The sequence below is a fragment of the Flavobacterium chryseum genome (assembly GCF_004362015.1).
Lineage (GTDB): Bacteria > Bacteroidota > Bacteroidia > Flavobacteriales > Flavobacteriaceae > Flavobacterium.
The window spans coordinates 272,452-292,258 of record NZ_SNWW01000004.1; the positions used below are offsets into that span (position 1 = coordinate 272,452).

The 19,807-nt window shown below is 30.7% G+C and carries 18 protein-coding genes; 17 read left to right on the forward strand and 1 reads right to left on the reverse strand.

The window, feature by feature from the left end:
• Positions 1-95: 95 nt before the first annotated feature.
• From EV143_RS10120 to EV143_RS10200, 17 genes are all read left to right on the forward strand, one after another.
• Entirely contained in the window at positions 96-641 is a 546-nt protein-coding gene (locus EV143_RS10120; protein ID WP_166638134.1) for an acyltransferase, read from the forward strand.
• Between the two features lie 7 nt (positions 642-648).
• Positions 649-1,137, forward strand: a complete 489-nt coding sequence (locus EV143_RS21995; RefSeq protein WP_410503702.1) for an acyltransferase — start codon at positions 649-651, stop codon at positions 1,135-1,137.
• Positions 1,138-1,316: 179 nt separating this feature from the next.
• Entirely contained in the window at positions 1,317-2,483 is a 1,167-nt protein-coding gene (locus EV143_RS10130; protein ID WP_133507823.1) for an acylneuraminate cytidylyltransferase, read from the forward strand.
• Entirely contained in the window at positions 2,470-3,345 is an 876-nt protein-coding gene (locus tag EV143_RS10135) for an N-acetylneuraminate synthase family protein (RefSeq protein ID WP_133507824.1), read from the forward strand. The genes EV143_RS10130 and EV143_RS10135 overlap by 14 nt, the downstream gene beginning before the upstream one ends.
• A 5-nt stretch (positions 3,346-3,350) precedes the next feature.
• Complete coding sequence (locus tag EV143_RS10140; protein WP_133507825.1) at positions 3,351-4,178, forward strand: polysaccharide pyruvyl transferase family protein; 828 nt, start codon at positions 3,351-3,353, stop codon at positions 4,176-4,178.
• 72 nt (positions 4,179-4,250) lie between these two features.
• Positions 4,251-5,648: a glycosyltransferase family protein gene (locus EV143_RS10145; RefSeq protein ID WP_133507826.1), complete on the forward strand. Its 1,398-nt coding sequence runs from the start codon at positions 4,251-4,253 to the stop codon at positions 5,646-5,648.
• 1 nt (position 5,649) lies between these two features.
• The gene (locus EV143_RS10150; protein WP_133507827.1) at positions 5,650-7,083 is read left to right on the forward strand and encodes an MBOAT family O-acyltransferase; all 1,434 of its coding nucleotides are present in this window, start codon (positions 5,650-5,652) and stop codon (positions 7,081-7,083) included.
• Positions 7,083-7,964, forward strand: coding sequence for a hypothetical protein (locus EV143_RS10155; RefSeq protein ID WP_133507828.1), 882 nt, complete (start codon positions 7,083-7,085; stop codon positions 7,962-7,964). The genes EV143_RS10150 and EV143_RS10155 overlap by 1 nt, the downstream gene beginning before the upstream one ends.
• A 28-nt stretch (positions 7,965-7,992) precedes the next feature.
• Positions 7,993-9,318 carry an alpha-1,2-fucosyltransferase gene (locus EV143_RS10160; protein ID WP_133507829.1) on the forward strand — a complete coding sequence of 442 codons (1,326 nt, stop codon included), beginning with the start codon at positions 7,993-7,995 and terminating at the stop codon, positions 9,316-9,318.
• A gap of 1 nt (position 9,319) precedes the next feature.
• Positions 9,320-10,486 carry a glycosyltransferase family 4 protein gene (locus tag EV143_RS10165; RefSeq protein ID WP_243739835.1) on the forward strand — a complete coding sequence of 389 codons (1,167 nt, stop codon included), beginning with the start codon at positions 9,320-9,322 and terminating at the stop codon, positions 10,484-10,486.
• Between the two features lie 96 nt (positions 10,487-10,582).
• Positions 10,583-12,037: a glycosyltransferase family 2 protein gene (locus tag EV143_RS10170; RefSeq protein WP_243739836.1), complete on the forward strand. Its 1,455-nt coding sequence runs from the start codon at positions 10,583-10,585 to the stop codon at positions 12,035-12,037.
• Positions 12,034-13,032, forward strand: a complete 999-nt coding sequence (locus tag EV143_RS10175) for a glycosyltransferase family 2 protein (RefSeq protein WP_133507831.1) — start codon at positions 12,034-12,036, stop codon at positions 13,030-13,032. Before EV143_RS10170 ends, EV143_RS10175 begins: the two co-directional genes overlap by 4 nt.
• Positions 13,033-13,055: 23 nt before the next feature.
• Positions 13,056-13,610: a serine O-acetyltransferase gene (locus EV143_RS10180; protein ID WP_133507832.1), complete on the forward strand. Its 555-nt coding sequence runs from the start codon at positions 13,056-13,058 to the stop codon at positions 13,608-13,610.
• Complete coding sequence (locus tag EV143_RS10185) at positions 13,610-14,728, forward strand: glycosyltransferase (RefSeq protein WP_133507833.1); 1,119 nt, start codon at positions 13,610-13,612, stop codon at positions 14,726-14,728. Before EV143_RS10180 ends, EV143_RS10185 begins: the two co-directional genes overlap by 1 nt.
• Complete coding sequence (locus EV143_RS10190) at positions 14,725-15,843, forward strand: glycosyltransferase (RefSeq protein ID WP_133507834.1); 1,119 nt, start codon at positions 14,725-14,727, stop codon at positions 15,841-15,843. Before EV143_RS10185 ends, EV143_RS10190 begins: the two co-directional genes overlap by 4 nt.
• Positions 15,833-17,173: an O-antigen ligase family protein gene (locus EV143_RS10195; protein WP_133507835.1), complete on the forward strand. Its 1,341-nt coding sequence runs from the start codon at positions 15,833-15,835 to the stop codon at positions 17,171-17,173. The genes EV143_RS10190 and EV143_RS10195 overlap by 11 nt, the downstream gene beginning before the upstream one ends.
• A gap of 68 nt (positions 17,174-17,241) precedes the next feature.
• A complete protein-coding gene (locus tag EV143_RS10200) occupies positions 17,242-18,636 on the forward strand; it encodes an exopolysaccharide biosynthesis polyprenyl glycosylphosphotransferase (RefSeq protein WP_133507836.1) in 1,395 nt (464 codons plus the stop codon).
• A gap of 3 nt (positions 18,637-18,639) precedes the next feature.
• Here the strand turns inward: EV143_RS10200 and EV143_RS10205 are convergent, their stop codons facing one another.
• A complete protein-coding gene (locus EV143_RS10205) occupies positions 18,640-19,779 on the reverse strand; it encodes a lipoprotein N-acyltransferase Lnb domain-containing protein (protein ID WP_133507837.1) in 1,140 nt (379 codons plus the stop codon).
• Positions 19,780-19,807: the final 28 nt, after the last annotated feature.

A 19,807-nucleotide genomic window follows, 5' to 3' on the forward strand; every position in this document is an offset into this window, starting at 1 on the left:
AGTTTGACAAAATTCCGTTTCATGAATATTTACACCAAATATATCTTTGTAACCAATATTTCTATTTACAGAAAAAAATCATTAAATTTTAAATTTTGGATATAAAAGAAAATTTTTTATGGATATCAAATTTGCGTGTCATTGCAGTTTTTGCAGTTGTTTTTGTACACACAGCTTCGCCATTAGTTACTAAATTTAGCGAATTACCAAGCGAGTCATGGCATGTGGCTAATTTTTACGACTCAATAGCCCGATTTTGTGTTCCTATATTTGTAATGATTTCAGGCGCTTTATTGCTCAATAAGGATTATGAAATTGGGACTTTTTTCAAAAAGCGCTTTCTTAGAATTGGTTTTCCATTTTTATTCTGGAGTATTTGTTATGTTTTGTATTCCATATTTATAAAGCCTAACAATTATCAAAAAACACATTTTTTTGAGATACTTAAAAAACTAATTCGATCACTATATTTTGGAAGTGCCTATCATTTATGGTATGTCTATATGCTTTTTGGATTAATATTAATTATTCCAATCCTAAATGCCTGGATTGTTAGGGCAAAGAAAAATGAAATTCCTTATTTTTTATTGTTATGGTTTCTAACACTTTTGTTTAAAAAATCTACATTTCGAAAATTATAAAATTAGCATTGATTTATATTATTTTTCAGGGTATGCAGGTTATTTAATATTAGGATATTATTTATCTGTAATTGAAATTAAAAATATTGAAAAGTGGAAAATGATATCTGTATTATTTTTCATTTTAGGTTCGTTTATTACTTTTTTTGCTACCTATTGGCTTTCAGTTTCAAAAAACCAAATAGACATATCATTGTATGATTTTTTTAGTTTTAATATACTTTTTGCTTCAATTGGAATTTTTATGTTTTTTAGATTATCAAATTTTTTCAATCGAAAAACAAATGTTGTTTTCAATCAAATTAGCCAATTTAGTTATGGAATTTACTTAATACATGTCTTGGTTTTATGGCTATTAGATTATTTGAGTATAAAGGCAACATTTATTAATCCAATAATAGGAATTCCAATTACAGTTTTTTTATGTGTGGGAATTTCAACAATTATTGTCAAAATTATTAATAAAAACAGAGTTGGATCTTATATTTCAGGATGATTTTATTTGATTTTCGGATTATAATACTGTCTGAAATAAAAGCAGTTTTAATCATTTGATAATAATTATTAAGTTTATTTTTCTCAATTATAAATATTTCAAAAAGCATAAAATTTATTACTACATAGCACTTATTTTAACTTTAAAAGTTACTTTTGAGTGCATTTTAAACATTACGTATGAAAACAATAGCCATCATTCCGCTTCGTAAAAATTCGAAAGGAATTCCGGGAAAAAACAAGAAAAAAATGTTAGGACGTCCGCTATTTTCATGGGTTCTTACAGAAGCTATTTTTTCAAATTTAGATGAAGTTTATATTTTTACAGATGATCAGGAAATTATAGATTACTGTAATAAAGAATATCATTGGTCGCCAAAAGTAAAGGCACTTTTGCGTAATGATGAAAATGCTTCTGATACCGCATCAACAGAAAGTGTTATGTTAGAATTTGCCAATATTACCAATTATGATTTCGATATAATGTGTCTCTTGCAGGCAACTTCGCCAATGACAAATGCAGAAGATATTAATAGAACATTAAACGAAATAATAGAAAATAAAAAAGATTCAGCCTTAACAGTTGTAAATACACATCGTTTTATTTGGAATTCTGATGGAACGCCTCAAAACTACGATGTTTTTAAAAGACCAAGACGTCAGGATTTTGATGGATTGTTGATAGAAAATGGTGCTGTATATACTACGACAAAAGAAGCTTTTCAAAACTCAAAAAATAGAGTTAGCGGTTCGATTGGTTTGGTAAAAATGCCTGAAGAATCTCTTGTTGAAATTGATAGTGCATCAGATTGGCAGATTGTTGAAAATTTATTGGCCGAACGTCAGAAAAAAAACAAAATTCACCAAAAAATTGAATATTTAATATTAGATGTCGATGGTGTTTTTACAGATGGTAGCGTTTATTATAATGCAGATGGTGAAATGGCTAAAAGATTTGATATGCGTGATGGCATGGGATTAGAAATTATAAGGCAAAATAACATTCAGGTAATTGCTTTAACTTCAGAAAATTCTGACTTAGTTGCTCAAAGGATGAAGAAATTGCAGATAAAAGACACTTTTTTAGGGGTAAAAGACAAATTTTCCTTTTTAACGCATTTTCTTTTAGATAGAAATAGTAGTTTTGGCGCGGTTGCGTACGTAGGAGATGATGTAAATGATTTGGCTAATATTTGCAGCGTAGGATGGTCTTTTGCGCCGTCAAATGCAACAAATACAGTTAAAGAAAATGTAGATTATATTCTTACTCATGCATCTGCATCAGGAGCAATAAGAGAAACTTGTGAAATTTTAATAAAGTATAATAAACGTTATGAAGGAATATAAAAAACCTTATGTGATTGCTGAAATTGGTTGTAATCATAAAGGCGAAATGTCAATAGCAAAGGAATTAATTAAAATTGCTAAGATTTTTGGAAATGCAGATGCAGTTAAATTTCAAAAACGTAATAACAAAGAGTTATTGACGGAGGAACAATACCACGCTCCACACCCAAATGCTTTAAATTCTTACGGAAATTCTTATGGAGAACATAGAGAATTTTTAGAATTTGATGTCAATCAGCATCAAGAATTAAAAGAATATTGCGAAGAAATTGGTATTACTTATTCTACATCGGTTTGGGATACTACATCAGCAAAAGAAATTACATCATTAAATCCGGAATTCATTAAAATTCCATCAGCATGTAATAATAATTTTGATATGCTGGGTTGGTTATGTGATAATTATTCGGGAGAAATTCATATTTCTACAGGAATGACCACTAAAAACGAAACGGATATCTTAGTAAACTATTTCACTGAAAAAGGAAGAAATAAAGATTTAGTATTATACAATTGCACTTCAGGATATCCAGTTCCATTTGAAGATGTTTGTTTGTTAGATATCAATTTATTGAAACAAAAATACGGAGATCAGGTAAAACACATTGGTTTCTCTGGTCATCACTTAGGAATTGCCGTTGATATCGCAGCCTATACTTTAGGCGCCAACATTATCGAAAGACATTATACTATTGACAGAACCTGGAAAGGAACAGATCATGCTGCATCTTTAGAACCAATGGGTTTACGTAAATTATCTCGTGATTTAGATGCTGTTTACCAAGCGCTAACTTTTAAATCAACTGATATATTGCCAATAGAGCAAGTTCAGAGAGATAAACTAAAAAACAAAAAAGTCTAAAAAGGATGCTTTTTTCAAACAGAATTCGGGTTTTTTGGTGGAATGAAAAAATAATTCAGGGTAAATCTAAAGAAAACTACGGAGACGTTTTAGGCAAATACCTTGTTGAAAAAATTTCTAATAAAAAAGTTGTTTTTGCATGGCCTAAAAAGTTTTCTATTCTGGATTGGTTTTCGCCAATTTATGTAACCATAGGAAGTATTTTAACCAATGTAAACCACAAATGTATTGTTTGGGGGAGCGGAATAATTAGCAGAGATTCTAAAATAAAAAATGCTGTTTTTTTAGCAGTTCGCGGACCACAAACACGAAAGCATTTGTTAGGATTAGGATACGATGTTCCTCAAGTTTATGGAGATCCTGCTTTGTTGTTACCAGATTATTTTAATCCTGTAACAGCTAAAAAATACAAATATGGAATTATACCTCATTACAATGATTATAAATTAGTTAATACTTGGTTTCAGGAACAGGACCATATCAAAATTATCGATATGATGACCAATAATATTGAAGCTAAAACTATCGAGTTTTTAGAATGTGAAAAGATTATTTCATCTTCTTTACACGGTGTAATTATTGCACATGCTTACGGTATTCCTGCGATTTGGCAACCTTTTTCAGATGGTGTTTTTGGTGATGATGTTAAATATCAGGATTATTTTGAATCGGTACAAATTCCTTTCTACAATCCATCGATACAAACAAGTGAGTTTTCAGACGTTGAGTTAGAAAATTTATTTGCTCAAAATATCAGTTTGCCGGATAAACACGTTATAGAATCTCTAAAAAAAGGTTTGATGGCAGTTTGTCCTTTTGTAAGCAAGAATTAAAAATTAGTTCAATAAAAAATGTTAGATACAATCTAGCAAACATTTCAATAAATACCACTTAGTGTTTTGGTTATGAGTAAAAAAGTATTTGTTTTTTTTCCTGATGGTGTAGGATTACGCAATTTTGCCTTTACAAAATTTAAGGAAATAGGAGAAGAAAAAGGCTATCAAATAGTTTACTGGAATAATACTGTATTTTCCTTAAAAGATCAGTTAGGATATGATGAGGTTAAAATTCAAGATCATAAAACGCATCCCTTAACACCTGCTTATTCCAGAGTAAGAAAACATATAGAACTAAATGTTTCTCAGAAAAAATTTAAGGACAAGGTCTATCAAACCTATAAATTTCCTTTTAGTTATAATGGTTTAAAAAATACTTTACTTACAACATATATCAGGTTATTGATTGGTTTTAATTCTTCAGAAAAAGGAATTTTGAGGATTAGAAAACGCATCAATGCCCTGGAACGTTCTACTACAAAATATCAATATTGTAAAGAACAATTATTAGAGCATAAACCTGATTTGATTTTTTGTACCACACAAAGGGCAACACAATCTATAAGTGCATTGTTGGCAGCCAAAGATCTTGGCATTCCGGTAGTAGCATTTGTGTATTCGTGGGATAATGTGCCCAAAGCCATGCAGGTTGTCGAAGCCGATTATTATTTTGTCTGGAGCGATTTAATGAAAGAAGAAGTTTTAAAATACTATCCCTTTGTAAACGAATCACAGGTTTTTGTTACAGGTACACCACAATTTGAACCACATTATGATACCAATTTATTCAAAAGCAAAGAAGTTTTTTTCAATGAAAATAATTTAGATACCGAGAAAAGATACATTTGTTTCTCCGGAGATGATGAAACAACGTCGCCTCTGGATCAGTTTTATCTTGAAGATTTAGCAAAAGCAGTACGAAACTTAAACACAAAAGGAGAAAATCTGGGTATTATTTATCGTAAATGCCCTGTAGATACAACCACAAGATATGATGCTGTTATTGATACCAATAAAGATGTTATAACAGTTCTTGACCCTTTATGGAAACCTGCCGGTAAAAATTGGAACGAAATTTTGCCAACAAAAGAAGATTTAGGATTATTGCATAATGTTTGTGCGCATTCAGAATTTGTAACCAATGTATGTTCCTCTACCGTTTTTGATTTTATAGCGCATAACAAACCGTGTATTTATTTTAATTACGAGCAGCCACAATTAAAAAAAGGCATTAGAGATATAGGTCAAAATTATAAATACGTACATTTTAGAAGTATGCCTAGTCAAAAGGCAGCAGTATTTTGTACAGATAAGCGTGACTTGGAAGATCAGGTAAAACAAATTTTAGATCAAAAGTTATCTAATGTCCCTGACGGTAAAAAATGGTATGAAATAGTAGCCGGAAAAAATCCGACACAGGCTTCTCTAACAATTTGGGAAACAATTGATAAATGTATAAATAAATAATATGTTTTTTAATTCTATAGCATTTGCTATTTTTTTACCAATCGTTTTTTTTCTGTATTGGTTTGTTTTTAATAAAACCAAAAGCACTCAAAATGCTTTATTAATTGTTGCCAGTTATTATTTCTATTCTTGTTGGGATTGGAGATTTCTGTTTCTGTTAGTTTTCTCTACATTTTTAGATTATTACACTGGAATTCAAATTGAAAAAGGAAAATCAGAAAATAATAGAAAATTTTGGTTTTGGCTTAGTATCATAGTCAATTTGGGATTTTTAGGGATTTTTAAGTACTATAACTTTTTTGCAGCTTCTTTCTCTGATTTATTAAATTCAGTTGGAGTCAAGGCAAGCCCAATTTTACTGAATGTAATTCTTCCCGTAGGTATTTCATTCTACACTTTTCACGGCTTATCTTATGTAATTGATATTTATTACAAACGAATAAAAGCAGAATATAACTTTGTTGATTATTCCTTATTTGTAAGTTACTTTCCGCTTCTGGTAGCCGGACCAATCGAAAGGGCAACTCATTTATTACCACAAGTAAAAGTAAAAAGAGAGTTTAATTTTCAAACAGCAAAAGAGGGAGTTTATCAAATTATTTGGGGATTAGTAAAGAAAATAGTCATTGCTGATACTTGTGCTACTTATGCCAATGCCATTTTTGATAATTACACTTCTATGAATTCGTTTTCGTTAATAATGGGAGCGATTTACTTTGCATTTCAAATTTATGGAGATTTTTCAGGGTACTCAGACATTGCTTTAGGGGTTTCTAAGCTTTTTGGTTTGGATTTATTGCGAAACTTTAATTATCCATATTTTTCACGAGATATTGCCGAGTTTTGGCGCCGTTGGCACATCTCGCTTTCCTCATGGTTTCGTGATTATTTGTATATTCCGTTAGGCGGAAGTAAAGGCGGAATCTGGATGAAAATAAGAAACACCTTTATTATTTTTGTAGTAAGTGGTTTTTGGCATGGAGCCAATTGGACCTATGTGGCCTGGGGATTTATAAATGCTGTTTATTTTCTTCCTCTACTTTTGTCAAACAGTAACAGAAACAATATGGATGCGATTGTATTAAAGTGGAATTTTAATTCTGCAAAAATAATATTGAGCATTTTGTATACATTCATGTTAACTTGCGTTGCCTGGATATTTTTTAGGGCTAAAACGATAACAGATGCTGTTTCATATATAAAACGTATTGTTACCAGTAGAGATTTTGGTTTTCAATATTTAGAGAACGACCGCTATAATTATGAATTGTTAATAATGATTGGTGTCTTTGTATTGGTAGAATGGAATAATCGTAACAAAGTTGAACCTCTTTCAGGAAATAAAAGTATGCTGAGAGTAAGCCTTGCAATTCTCGCGATATTAGCATTCGGAACATTTTCAGATTATAAAGAATTTATATACTTTCAGTTCTAATGAAGCAATTTTTAATTTATATAACCAAAATTGTTTTAATAACGATTTTACTAACAGTTGTATTAGACGGACTATACTCTGCATTATTCATACAATGTAAAAACAGAGGAAAGATAGATCAGATTTATAATTCAGAAGGAAGAAAATATGATGTTGTAATTTTAGGTTCCTCAAGAGCAAACAATCATTTTGTAACTCCAATGTTTGAACAAAAAGGACTAAAGGCATTTAATTACGGCATGAGTGGTTCTCACTTATTTGAAACAGCTCTCATGCTAAAACTGATGATAGAAAGAAAATATGAGATTAAGAATGTTATTCTTGAGGCCGATCTAAATCTTTCCGGCATTGAACAGTCTGAGGGAATTGCTTCGAGATTTTTACCTTACATTCATAATTCAGATGTTATAAAAAAGCATTTTCAGACACAAGAACATTTCAATGAGTTATATTATATTCCATTTTACAGGTATATTAAATACGATTCAAAAATAGGTTTCAGGGAGATGATTTTTACTGCTATTCATAAAAAAACCAATGCCTTAGATAATCTTGGTTTTTATCCATTACAAAAGCATAAAAATGCAAACATGAAGAACAATATAGTAAAGTTAAATCCACTGCCTCATAACAAATATTACGAAGAAATTAAAAGCATTTGCAAAGCCAACAACATTAATTTGATAACGGTTATGACGCCAATGTGCGAAAATGTAAAGGGGATGGATTATTTTGAGAAGGTTAAAAAAGCCTATCCTGAAATTCATAACTATGAAAATGCAGTTGTGGAAAATAAGTATTTTTCGTCTTGCGGGCATATGAATGAAACTGGAGCAAGAATGTTTACGGCTATAATTTTAAAAGATTTTTTTAATAAATAGATATTCTCTATAAAGGATATTACAAAAAATGATAACATACAGCAAAATAGGAAAGAAAGGACATTTGGGAAATCAGCTTTTCCAGATCGCATCTACTATTGGTCTTAGTGTATCAAACAATCAGGATTTTGCTTTTTTAGATTGGAAATTTCAGGAGTATTTTAAAAACAAATTACCGCATTTAACTGATTTTTCAGATTTTATAAATGTTGAAGAAAAAGAATACCATCACCATCAATGGAATTTAGAATCCGGGAATTATGATATTTCCGGCTGGCTTCAGACGGAGAAATATTTTGACGCAGCGCTAACGAAACATTATTTTGAATTTTCTGATTTAATAATCAGCCGACTTAAAAATTTATATGCTGAGGCTTTTCAAAAACGTACGATTTTACTTTCCATCAGAAGAGGCGATTTTGTAAATCATCCGGATTATTTTCAATTGTCAATACAGTATTATCTAAATAGTTTAAAACGCTTTTTCCCGGATTGGGAATCTTCTAACTTAATTATTTTAAGTGATGATATAAAATACTGCAAATTTCACTTTTCGTTTTTAAAAAATGCCTTTTTTGGAGACGGACTAAGCGGAATAGAACAGCTTTGTCTGGGCTCATTATGTGATGATTTTATAATAAGTAATTCCACATTTTCATGGTGGACAGCTTGGTTAGGCGAAAAAAGCGATTCGAAAATTATAAGGCCATTAAAAAATTTTGACGGCTTAAAAAGTAAGGAGCTTAACGATAAAGATTATTATCCTGAAAGATGGATAAATTACAATCATCTTGAAGATAAAATTAAGCTTGAAGATGTAATTTTTGATATAAAAGCAAAAAAAAACCGCGACGAACTTGTAGCATATATTTTAAGTTATTTTGATGTAAAAATTAACAGCAATAACGAAGAAGCGGATTCGTCTAAACATATTTATGTTTTAAAGAAAGACTATTTTTTACCACCGTTCGTTATTTATTCATCTTATTTAAAATTAAAAGATTTAAATAACACTTTAATAATTAATATGTCATTTAAGTCTTTTAAAGTTTCTAAACCATTAAACTATGAAGAGTTTTTGGCGCAAAAAGACTTTGGTTTGTTTTCTGCTATTTTCTCAAATAAAGATTTGAAAGTAGGTGCAGAAAAGAATAATCGGGATATTTATTTAAAAAGAAATACAGTTTTAATGAATAATTCGGATAAAGTTATTGGTTCAAATGAATCAGTAATTAATTTTTCAGGTGGAGAATTTCGTGACTTTGGAGGTTATGCTTTTAGTGTTAGAAGATTTATAAAAAAGAAAAAAATACTACTTAAAAAGAGTATCAAAAAAATGCTTTCAATAAAATAATATGGTAACAGATTTGCATGTCGCATATATAGTTTCTCATTATCCTCATAAAGCTTTTGGGCACGATGGAGGTTTGGGAACAAGTGTTTACAATTTAGTTGAAAAGCTTAGAACGTCTGGCGTTCAGGTTTCGGTTTTTGTATACGGACAAAAACAAGAATTTATCCTGGAAGAAGAAAATGTTACAATGTACAGTTTGTCTGATAGTACAGCTAAGTTCCTCAAATTTTATTTTAACCGAAAAAAGATAGAGAAATTTATCAATCACAAAATTAAGGAAAAGAACATCGCTATTATTGAAGCACCGGATTGGACAGGAATTACAGCTTTTATGAATTTTAAAATTCCTTTAATAATTCGTTTTCACGGAAGTGATGCTTATTTTTGTCATTTGGAAAACAGAAAGCAAAAACGTAAAAATTTCTGGTTTGAAAAATTAGCCATAAAGGGAGCACAGGCATATATTGCACCAACAAGTTTTGCAGGAGAAGTTTCTAAAGAACTTTTCAGCATAAAAAATAAAGAAATACAAACGATTCATTATGGTTTAGAATTAAAAAACTTCACCAATGATTCTCCTTTGGTTTATGATAAAGGAATGATTCTATATGTAGGAACATTAATTAGAAAGAAAGGCGTTTTAGAACTTCCTGAAATTTTCAATAAAGTTCGAAAAGAATTCCCTCAGGCAAAATTAGTTTTAATTGGCAGTGATGCCTCTGATATAAAAACAGATTCCAATTCTACCTGGCAGCTTATGCAAAACCAATTCAAGAATAACGATGTACAGCATGTTGAATATTTAGGCAAAATCCCGTACAATCAAGTTCAGAACTATATTAAAAAAGCAAATGTTTGTGTTTTTCCAACCTTTGCAGAAACTTTAGGCATGGTTACCATAGAGTCTATGGCAATGCAAAAAGCCGTTGTGAATAGCAATATTGGCTGGGCAAAAGAGCTTATTATAGACGAAGAAAGTGGTTTTTTAGTACATCCTGCAAATCATAATTTGTATGCTGAAAGAATTATAGAACTTCTAAAAGATGATTCATTTTGTTTGAAAATTGGGCAACAATCCAGAACCAGAGTCGAAACCAAGTTTGATATTAACAAGGTTGTATTTGAGAATATTGCTTTTTATAAACAAATAATCAATCAAAAAAACTAAACAACAGTGATTGTTATTTATCATCAAAATAATAAAGTTATTGCAGTTGAGCGCGATAGGGAAAGCATTGTTTTTTTGCAAACAAGCATTCCTAAAATGGTATTTAAAATTGCCGAAGAATATCCAAATGAACTAATAATTTGGAGTTGTATAGATGCAAAATCAAATCTGAATATTTCTAAATTTCCGGATATTTTTCATCACAACAAAATAATGGCTTCATTTAACCCTTTTCAAAATCCATTTTTGCCAGAAGGGATTGGCTATATCGAAGAGTCACCTTTTATAAAAATCAATAAAGAAGTTACCTATCCTACATGGCAAATGAGTAGTTATGTTGGAGGAATTCATGCTTCAGTTCTAATTGCTTTAAAAACAGCCTTCATTGAAACCAAAAATTTTGACTATTTTCTAAATTCGATATCGAAATTAGCTATGTCAGAAGGTCTTCTGTGTTACTCTGAACCAAAATTAATAATAGGTTTCCCAAATATAACTCAAAATCAAACCAGCAATACATTTGTCTTATTTCGATTTGTAAAACAGCACTACAAAACGCGCTGGATATTTCTATTGCTACTGAACTTGTTTTTGTATGAAAGAAAAATGGCCTTACTGCCTTTTATTTCCAGTCTTTTTTATTTTAAAAGAAAGCTGAAAAAGAATGTATTTGATGAAATTAGAATAAAATCTGAAAAAAAAGTAATTGAATCAGGAACTATAGATATTCTGATACCAACAATTGGCAGAAGAGAATATTTGAAAGATGTTTTGTTAGACCTGTCTCTACAAACCTACTTACCTAAAAATGTTATTATTGTAGAACAAAATCCAGATTTGGAAAAGGTTTCAGATTTGGATTATATTACTACTGAATCCTGGCCTTTTACTATAAAGCATATTTTTACGCACCAGCCGGGAGCCTGCAATGCACGTAATTTGGCTATGGCCGAAGTAAAAAGTGAATGGGTTTTTATGGCCGATGATGATATACGACTTGAGAGCCTTTTTTTAGAAGAGGCTTTTAGTGTGATAGAAAAAGACGGTGCTGAACAAATTACATTTGGATGTTATGCACCAAACTATCCTCAAAATACAAAGTTAAAACAAAAAGCACAATGGGGAAGTTTTGGTTCCGGTTGTAGCATTGTAAAATCAGAAAATATAAAAAACATTTCATACAACCCGGGTTTTGAATTTGGTTACGGAGAAGATACCGATTTTGGAATGCAATTAAGAAATTCAGGGCATGATGTACTTTATGCACCTAAGCCTGAAATTTTACATTTGAAAGCGCCAATGGGAGGTTTTAGAACTAAGCCGGTTTTGGCATGGCAAAATGATCCAGTTCAACCTAAGCCATCTCCAACGGTAATGTTGTATAAAATATTGAATTTGAGTAAACAGCAAATTGAGGGATACAAAACGGTGTTGTTTTTTAAGTTTTACAAAGCTCAGGCTATTAAAAATCCTTTTTTATACTTGTCAACTTTTAAAAAACAATGGAAACAAAGTATGTATTGGGCTAACGAATTAAAAAATAAAAAATGAAATTTTCGTTAATTATTTGTACTTATATGCGTCCGGACTCTTTGCTGAATTTATTGCAATCGGTTCAAAATCAAACATTGTATCCCGATGAGATTCTAATTATTGATGGTTCATCAAATCACGAAACAGAAACTGTTTTAAACAATAAGGCATTTAGAAATCTGGACTATTTTCTAGTTTCTAAACAACATAGAGGACTCACAAAACAAAGAAATTTCGGGATTTCTAAGGTAGCAGTTGACTCAGAAATTGTTTGTTTTCTAGATGATGATACCGTTTTAGAACCAGATTATTTTTCTGAAACAATAAAAACATTTGAAGATAATAAAGATATTTCCGGAGTAGGAGGTGTGGCTATTAATGAATATAAATGGAAACCTCAGGAAGAAAATGTTTCGTATAACAAAAACAAATATTATCTGTTTGAAGGTTATTATTATAAAGAAGGTTTGCGAAATGTTGTAAGGAACTTTTTGGCACTTGAATCTAATCTAGGTCCGGGAAAAATGCCGGACTATTCAAACGGAAGAACTTGTGGATTTCCGATGACAGGAAAATTTTATGAAGTAGATTTACTGATTGGAATGTCGATGTCGTTTAGAAAAACTGTATTTGATAAAATTAATTTTTCTAAATTTTTTGAAGGTTACGGCTTGTATGAAGATGCTGATTTTAGTTTGAGAGCGTTGCAGTTTGGTAAAAATGTAATAAACACAAAAGTTAAATTGTCTCACTATCATGCGCCATCAGGAAGACCAAACCAATATCAATATGGTAAAATGGTCGTAAGAAACGGCTGGTACGTTTGGCGAATAAAAAATCCTAACCCAAATTTTAAAGCCCGTTTCAAATGGAATGCTATTATAATAGTGCTCGCATTAATAAGATTTAGTAATACATTTACAGAGAAAGATAAAAAAGCAGCCTTTATGGAGGGTTTAGGGAGAACAATGGGCTGGTGGAGCTTAATATTTAACAAACCAAAACCAATCTAATTTTAGAAGTATTGTAACTAACTATGAATTTATTTCAACTCATTAAGTCAGATTATATTAAGTACAAAAAATATGACAGCCATTTTTTTGCTATTGTTTTTTTTACGCAAGGCTTCTGGGCCATTTTTCAATACAGATTTGCACATTGCATTTACAAAAATGTAAACTGGAAGCTTTTTAGATTTCCCCTTTTATTTTTAGCGCTTTTATGGCAAAAATGGATTGAAATTATAACCGGAATTTCAATTCCGTCTTCGGTAAAAATAGGTCATTCATTTTATATTGGTCATTTTGGCGGAATTATTATAAATTCGAATGCAGTAATTGGAGATAATTGCAATATTTCGCAGGGAGTAACCATTGGCGTTTCCGGTATTAAAGAAAATAGAGGTACACCAATTTTAGGAAATGATGTATATGTTGGAGCCAATAGCGTTCTTGCAGGGAAAATTCAATTAGGCGATAATGTTGTAATTGGGGCTTGTTCTCTGGTAAAAGATTCATTTCCGGACAACGCTGTCATTTTAGGTGTTCCGGCAATACTCATATCTCAAAAAGGCTCAAAAGGATATATCTAATGAAGTTATTAATTGTTTCGACTGCACCTCTCATTTATCGCGATAATAGTGTCTTTGCATACAGCCCGTATGTAAATGAATTGATTATTTTAGAAAAATTCGCTGATGAAATTACATTTGCATGCCCGGTTTGGCCAACAGACAGAGGACTTTTAATTACCAAAATACCATTTCATTTTGTTAAACATTATGAAGTAATTGATTCCAATCTTAATTCAGTTAAAAATATTTTTAAAGCGTTATTTCAAAGCATATATAACTTTGCAGTTTTGCTGAAAGCCATGAAAAACGCAGATCATATTCATTTACGCTGTCCGGGAAATATAGCTTTGATTGGTTGTATTGCCCAGATTTTTTTTCCAAAAAAAATTAAAACGGCTAAATATGCGGGAAACTGGGATCCGAATAGTCAGCAACCTTGGGCATATAAATTACAAAAACGAATTTTAAACAATACTTTTCTAACCAAAAACATGCAGGTTTTGGTTTATGGAAATTGGCAAAATCAATCAAAAAATATAAAATCCTTTTTTACGGCAACATATTCGGAATCTGAAAAGGAGACTTTTCAAAAAACAGGATTCGAGAATGGTATACAATTTATTTTCGTGGGAAGTTTAGTTACAGGTAAAGATCCTTTGTACGCCGTAAAACTAATTGAAGAATTAACTAAAAAAGGAGAAAAAGTAGTTCTCAATTTATATGGAGAAGGAACCGAAAAAAAGACTCTGGAACATTATATAAAAGAAAATCAATTAGAAAACAATGTCTTTCTGCATGGTAATCAAGACAAAGAAACAATAAAAAAAGCCTACCAAACAAGTCATTTTGCCGTATTGCCTTCAAAAAGCGAAGGTTGGCCAAAAGCCATTGCCGAAGCAATGTTTTGGGGATGTGTTCCTGTAGCAACAAAAGTTTCATGCGTTCCTTTTATGCTTGATTATGGTAAAAGAGGTATTTTAATCGAAATGAATTTAGAAAAAGATATAAGTCAAATCAAGGAAATACTAGAAGACGAAAACAACTTTTTGGTTAAAAGTCAATTAGCTGCTGAATGGTCTCAAAAATATACCAAAGATTTTTTTGAAGCTGAAATTAAGAAGTTATTAGTAAGATGAGAATTGTACAAATCATAGACTCTTTAGAAGCTGGAGGAGCTGAACGAATGGCAGTTAATTATGCCAACGCTTTAGCGGAAGAAATATCTTTTTCTGGTTTAATTGCAACTCGAAAAGAAGGGATTTTGAAAAATCAGATCGATTCAAAAGTTTCATATCTGTTTTTACAGAGAAAGAAAAGTATAGATTTTCGGGCTATATTTTGTTTAAGAAGTTACTTAGTTACAAATAAGGTTGAGGTAATTCACGCTCATAGTTCGTCTTTTTTTATTGCAGTTTTAGTGAAGCTGATTCTACCTGCAATAAAAATTATCTGGCATGATCATTACGGAATTTCTTCTGATTTATCTGCCAGAAAAAATATAGGATTAAAGTTTGGTTCTTTCTTTTTTATAGGAACTATTGCGGTAAATTCGGCCTTAAAAAATTGGTCAGAATCGTATTTGCATTGTTCAAATGTGATTTATTTTCCAAATTTCATCGATAATTCATCTCATTCAGATTCAGAAGTAATTTTGCAGGGAATAGAAGGGAAAAGAATTATTTGTGTAGCAAATTTACGGCCGCAAAAAAATCATACATTACTCATTGAAGCCGCTAATATAATTAGACAAGAACATAAAGAATGGACTTTTCATTTATTCGGAAAAGACTTTGAAGACGATTATGCAAAAAAAATCAAAAAACTGATATTAGATTTAAAGCTGGACAAAACTGTTTTTTTTTACGGTACGACTGATAATGTTGCCTCTGCATTAAAACAAGCTGATATTGCGGTATTGCCTTCATTATCAGAAGGACTTCCATTGGCAGTATTAGAATATGGATTGCATAAATTGCCTGTTGTTGCTACGAACGTAGGAGAGATCTCAAAAGTAATTATTTCAGAGAAAGAAGGATTGGTAGTTGAATCTAATAACCTGAATCAGTTTTCAGAATCAATCTCAAAATTAATTGAAAACAAAAATTACAGAGTAGAAATGGGTTTAAAATTGAATAGCTTCGTTGAATTAAATTATAGTCAAAAATCAATTATAAAGGATTATGTTTTATGGTTGCATTCTTTCACTAATTTTGTTCCGAAAAAAATCACTATAAATATTGATGAAAAATAAAACATTATCATATACTCTTATTGTAATTATTCACTCATTAATTGCTTTAGTAGTTTTTGTTGCTCCTTTTTTGTCAAAATTATATGCGATTTTAATTCCTCTTGTTGGTTTTTATATCGTTTATAATTCAAAAAATAAAAATAATGAAGTGCTTTGGGTTGCTGCCTATTTAGTTGGTGCTGAGGTTTTTATTAGAATGACAGGAGGTAATTTTAATAACGAATATATAAAGTTTAATATTATATTCTTTATGCTTTTAGGAATGGGATACAGTAATTTTTCTTCCAGTGCATATATCTATTGGTTTTTCCTTATTTTATTAGTTCCCGGAATATTAATGACTTTTAGAGAGATAGATTATAATGGCGATGTTAAAAAATCTTTATTTTTTAACCTCTCCGGTCCGGTTTGCTTAGCCATTTGTTCTATTTATATGTTTAAGAGAAAGATTGATTTTGATAATCTTCAAACCATTTTAGTAGCGATAGGAATGCCTATTTTAACTACTACAGTGTATTTATTTTTATACAATCCGAGTGTAAAAGACGTTGTAACCGGAACACAGTCTAATTTTGAAACTTCGGGAGGATTTGGTCCAAATCAGGTTTCTACTGTTTTAGGATTAGGGATTTTTATTTTTTTTACACAATTTCTGTTATTTTCAAAAACTAAAAAAGAAACAATTCTAAACGCGATTTTATTAATATTTGTTAGTTACCGTGGTATTGTAACTTTTTCAAGAGGTGGTATTATTACGGGAATCGTAATGATTGTTTGCCTGTTGTTTTTACTGTATTATTTTTCTAATGCAAAAGGGAGAAGCAAATTTGCCCTTATTTTTGTATTAACCGGATTAATGGGTGCCGGAATCTGGACGTATACATCAATACAAACCGGAGGACTTATTGATAAACGTTACGCTAATAAAGATGCTAAAGGAAGGATTAAAAAAGACAACTTAGGAGGACGTGAGGAAATTATGGATTCTGAAATAAAACTTTTTCTTGATAATCCTATTATGGGAGTAGGAGCCGGAATGGGAAAACAATTTAGAAAACAGACTTTTGGTACAGATGTCGCCTCTCATAACGAAATAACCCGTATGTTAAGTGAACATGGGATTTTTGGTATTTTAGGGCTTATTTTATTATTTATAACCCCGCTTGTCCTTTATATCAACAATAAACAACATTTATATATTTTATCTTTTTATGTCTTTTGGCTGTTTACGATTAATCATGCATCTATGCGTACGGCAGCGCCCGCATTCGTTTATGCTTTGACACTACTTTCGGTTCAGGTTAAAATTCCAAAAAAACCTGAAAATTAGATCGGTTATATTATTTTTTTTGTGATACATTTGTTCAAGTTTTAGCCCCAAACAAAACCAAATAACCAATGTTTACAAAAAAGAAAATTCATTTCGAGATATCGGAAAGAAAAGTACTACTTCATATCTTTGACGCTTTCTTTGTCCTGATTACGCTCTATATTTTGAGCCAGATTTCAAATTTCCAATATTTTAAGTTCTCTATCGAAAATTATTACTGGGAAGTTGTATTAATATCCTACATATTCATTTTTGGTTCTATATTTGAAATGTACAATTTGCAAGTAGCCAGTAATCAGGTGCAAACGACTAAAAGCACTGTTTTTACCGCAACTACAACTGTGTTTGTTTATTTGCTGACCCCGGTTTTATCACCCGAACTTCCAAAAAACAGAATTGCAATTGTAATCTTTTATTTTGCCATTCTTTTCGCATTATTATCCTGGAGATATTTATATTTTTATTTTTTAGCCTCGCATCGTTTTGTTCAGAATGTAGTTTTGATATGCGATAAAAGCCAGGTCGAAGAATTGGTTTTAGGACTTGAAAATGTTGACCCTCATTACAAAATAATCGGTTACGTAAACTCAGATTCTGTTTGCGAAAAAGAGATCGATTTTCATTATGTAAAAGAAATCAAAAAGGAAAAACTAAGGAGTTTCGTTGTAAGTAATGATATTGCAGAAATTGTAATTGCTTCTCAAAACACTGATGGAATTACGGCAGAATTATACCAGCAATTGCTTCATTTATTAGAATCAGGAAATGTTATCAGAGAGTACACACAAGTATACGAAAGTAAAACGCAGCGAATTCCTGTTCAATATATTGCCAGAGATTTTTACCGTTTTTTTCCTTTTAGCAGAAGCAATAATAATAGGTTGTATTTATTATTAGTTCGTTTTATTGAACTAATTTTTTCTTGTCTTGGGTTGCTTATTTGTTTTGTTATTATTCCTTTTCTTTATATTGGAAATTTGATAGGAAACAAAGGAAGTTTGTTTTATACACAAGAACGAATAGGCAAGAACGGAATTCCGTTTAAAATCTATAAGTTTAGAACTATGGTTGAAAACTCCGAAGCAAACGGAGCCACATTTGCAACATCAAACGATAAGCGTATTACACCACTTGGTAAATTCATGCGTAAAGCCAGAATTGATGAATTACCACAGTTTTTTAATGTTTTAATAGGAGATATGGCTGTAATAGGCCCAAGACCTGAACGACCATTTTTTGTTGATGAAATTGCTAAAATAATGCCGTTTTATGAAACAAGACATGTTGTGAAACCTGGTTTGACAGGTTGGGCACAGGTTAATTATTCTTACGGAGAATCGATAGAAGAGAGTTTGATAAAGCTGCAATATGATTTGTATTACATCAAGCATCGAAGCGTTTTTCTGGATTTAAGCATTACTTTCAAAACCATTACAACGATTGTATTTTATCGAGGACAATAGTTTTTAGATAATAATCGGAATACGTTTTTTGTTTCGAATATCAACTCTGACCAGAACAAAACCACTCGTAATTATCATTGGTAAAACAATAAGAAAGTGTGCTTTATCAATCATAAATATACTGTAGACAATCAGGAAAAGTAAATGTAAAACAGCAAATCTATACGTCCATCTTTTGTTTTTTGCGATTGAGAAAAAAATCAAAACCAACAGAAGTGGACTAAATAAAAGGATGTTGTAGTTCATGGATAATTCCTGATGAAAAGAATAAAATCCAACAGAAACAAAAAATATTCCCATAAAAGATAAAATCAAAAGATAGATTTTGTCAACCGTTTTATGATGTGCCAAAACTACGAAGGCAAGAATAATTAAATAGGAATAAATATTATTCCACCATGAAGTTGGTGTCTCTTTCTCAAAACTCAAAATAGTTTTACTTTTTGCTGCTAAAGGATGATTTTGATACGTAGTTTTATCTAAACTATTTTTTAATTCGAAAGGCAAAAATATTTTGGTTCCTAACTGATCTACTTTTGTTCCGAAAATAATACTCGTTCCCAATTTTTCGTAAAAATGACCATCAAAATAAGGATATAAAATAGAGCGGTACGTTATATCAGTATCTCCTTTTTTTACAATTACATTTTCATTTAAAACCGAATTAACAATATCAACCACCATCGAAGTGCAGTTTTTATCAATAAATTTATAAGTGTAATAACGATTTTCAGAAAGTAAAGTAGCATTTAACTTGTCAAAAAGTTTTTGTTTTACGTCTTGCGGAATAAGTAATTCCTGCTCAAAAACACTTCTTTTCTCTGTATTATATTCATCTGTAAATTCAGTAAAAGAATGTGTAATTACAAAATATTGTAAATCTCCTTTAGTAAATTTTGCTACGAAATTGGGTGTTCTAAAATCAAATGCCCCATAATTATAAACCACATCAATATTATTAACGGGATCAGCAACTCTAATGGCGGTATGACCGAAGTAAGAATAAGTTTCATTACCCAGACCACAAGTAATAATGCTTATTTTTGCATTATTTGACAGTGGAATATTTTGTGCTAAACCAATACTAAAACTTAGTAACAATAATAAATTCAAAAGTGTTTTTTTGAAATTGACTTTTTTCATGATTTTAAAATTTTAAGAAGTTCTATAA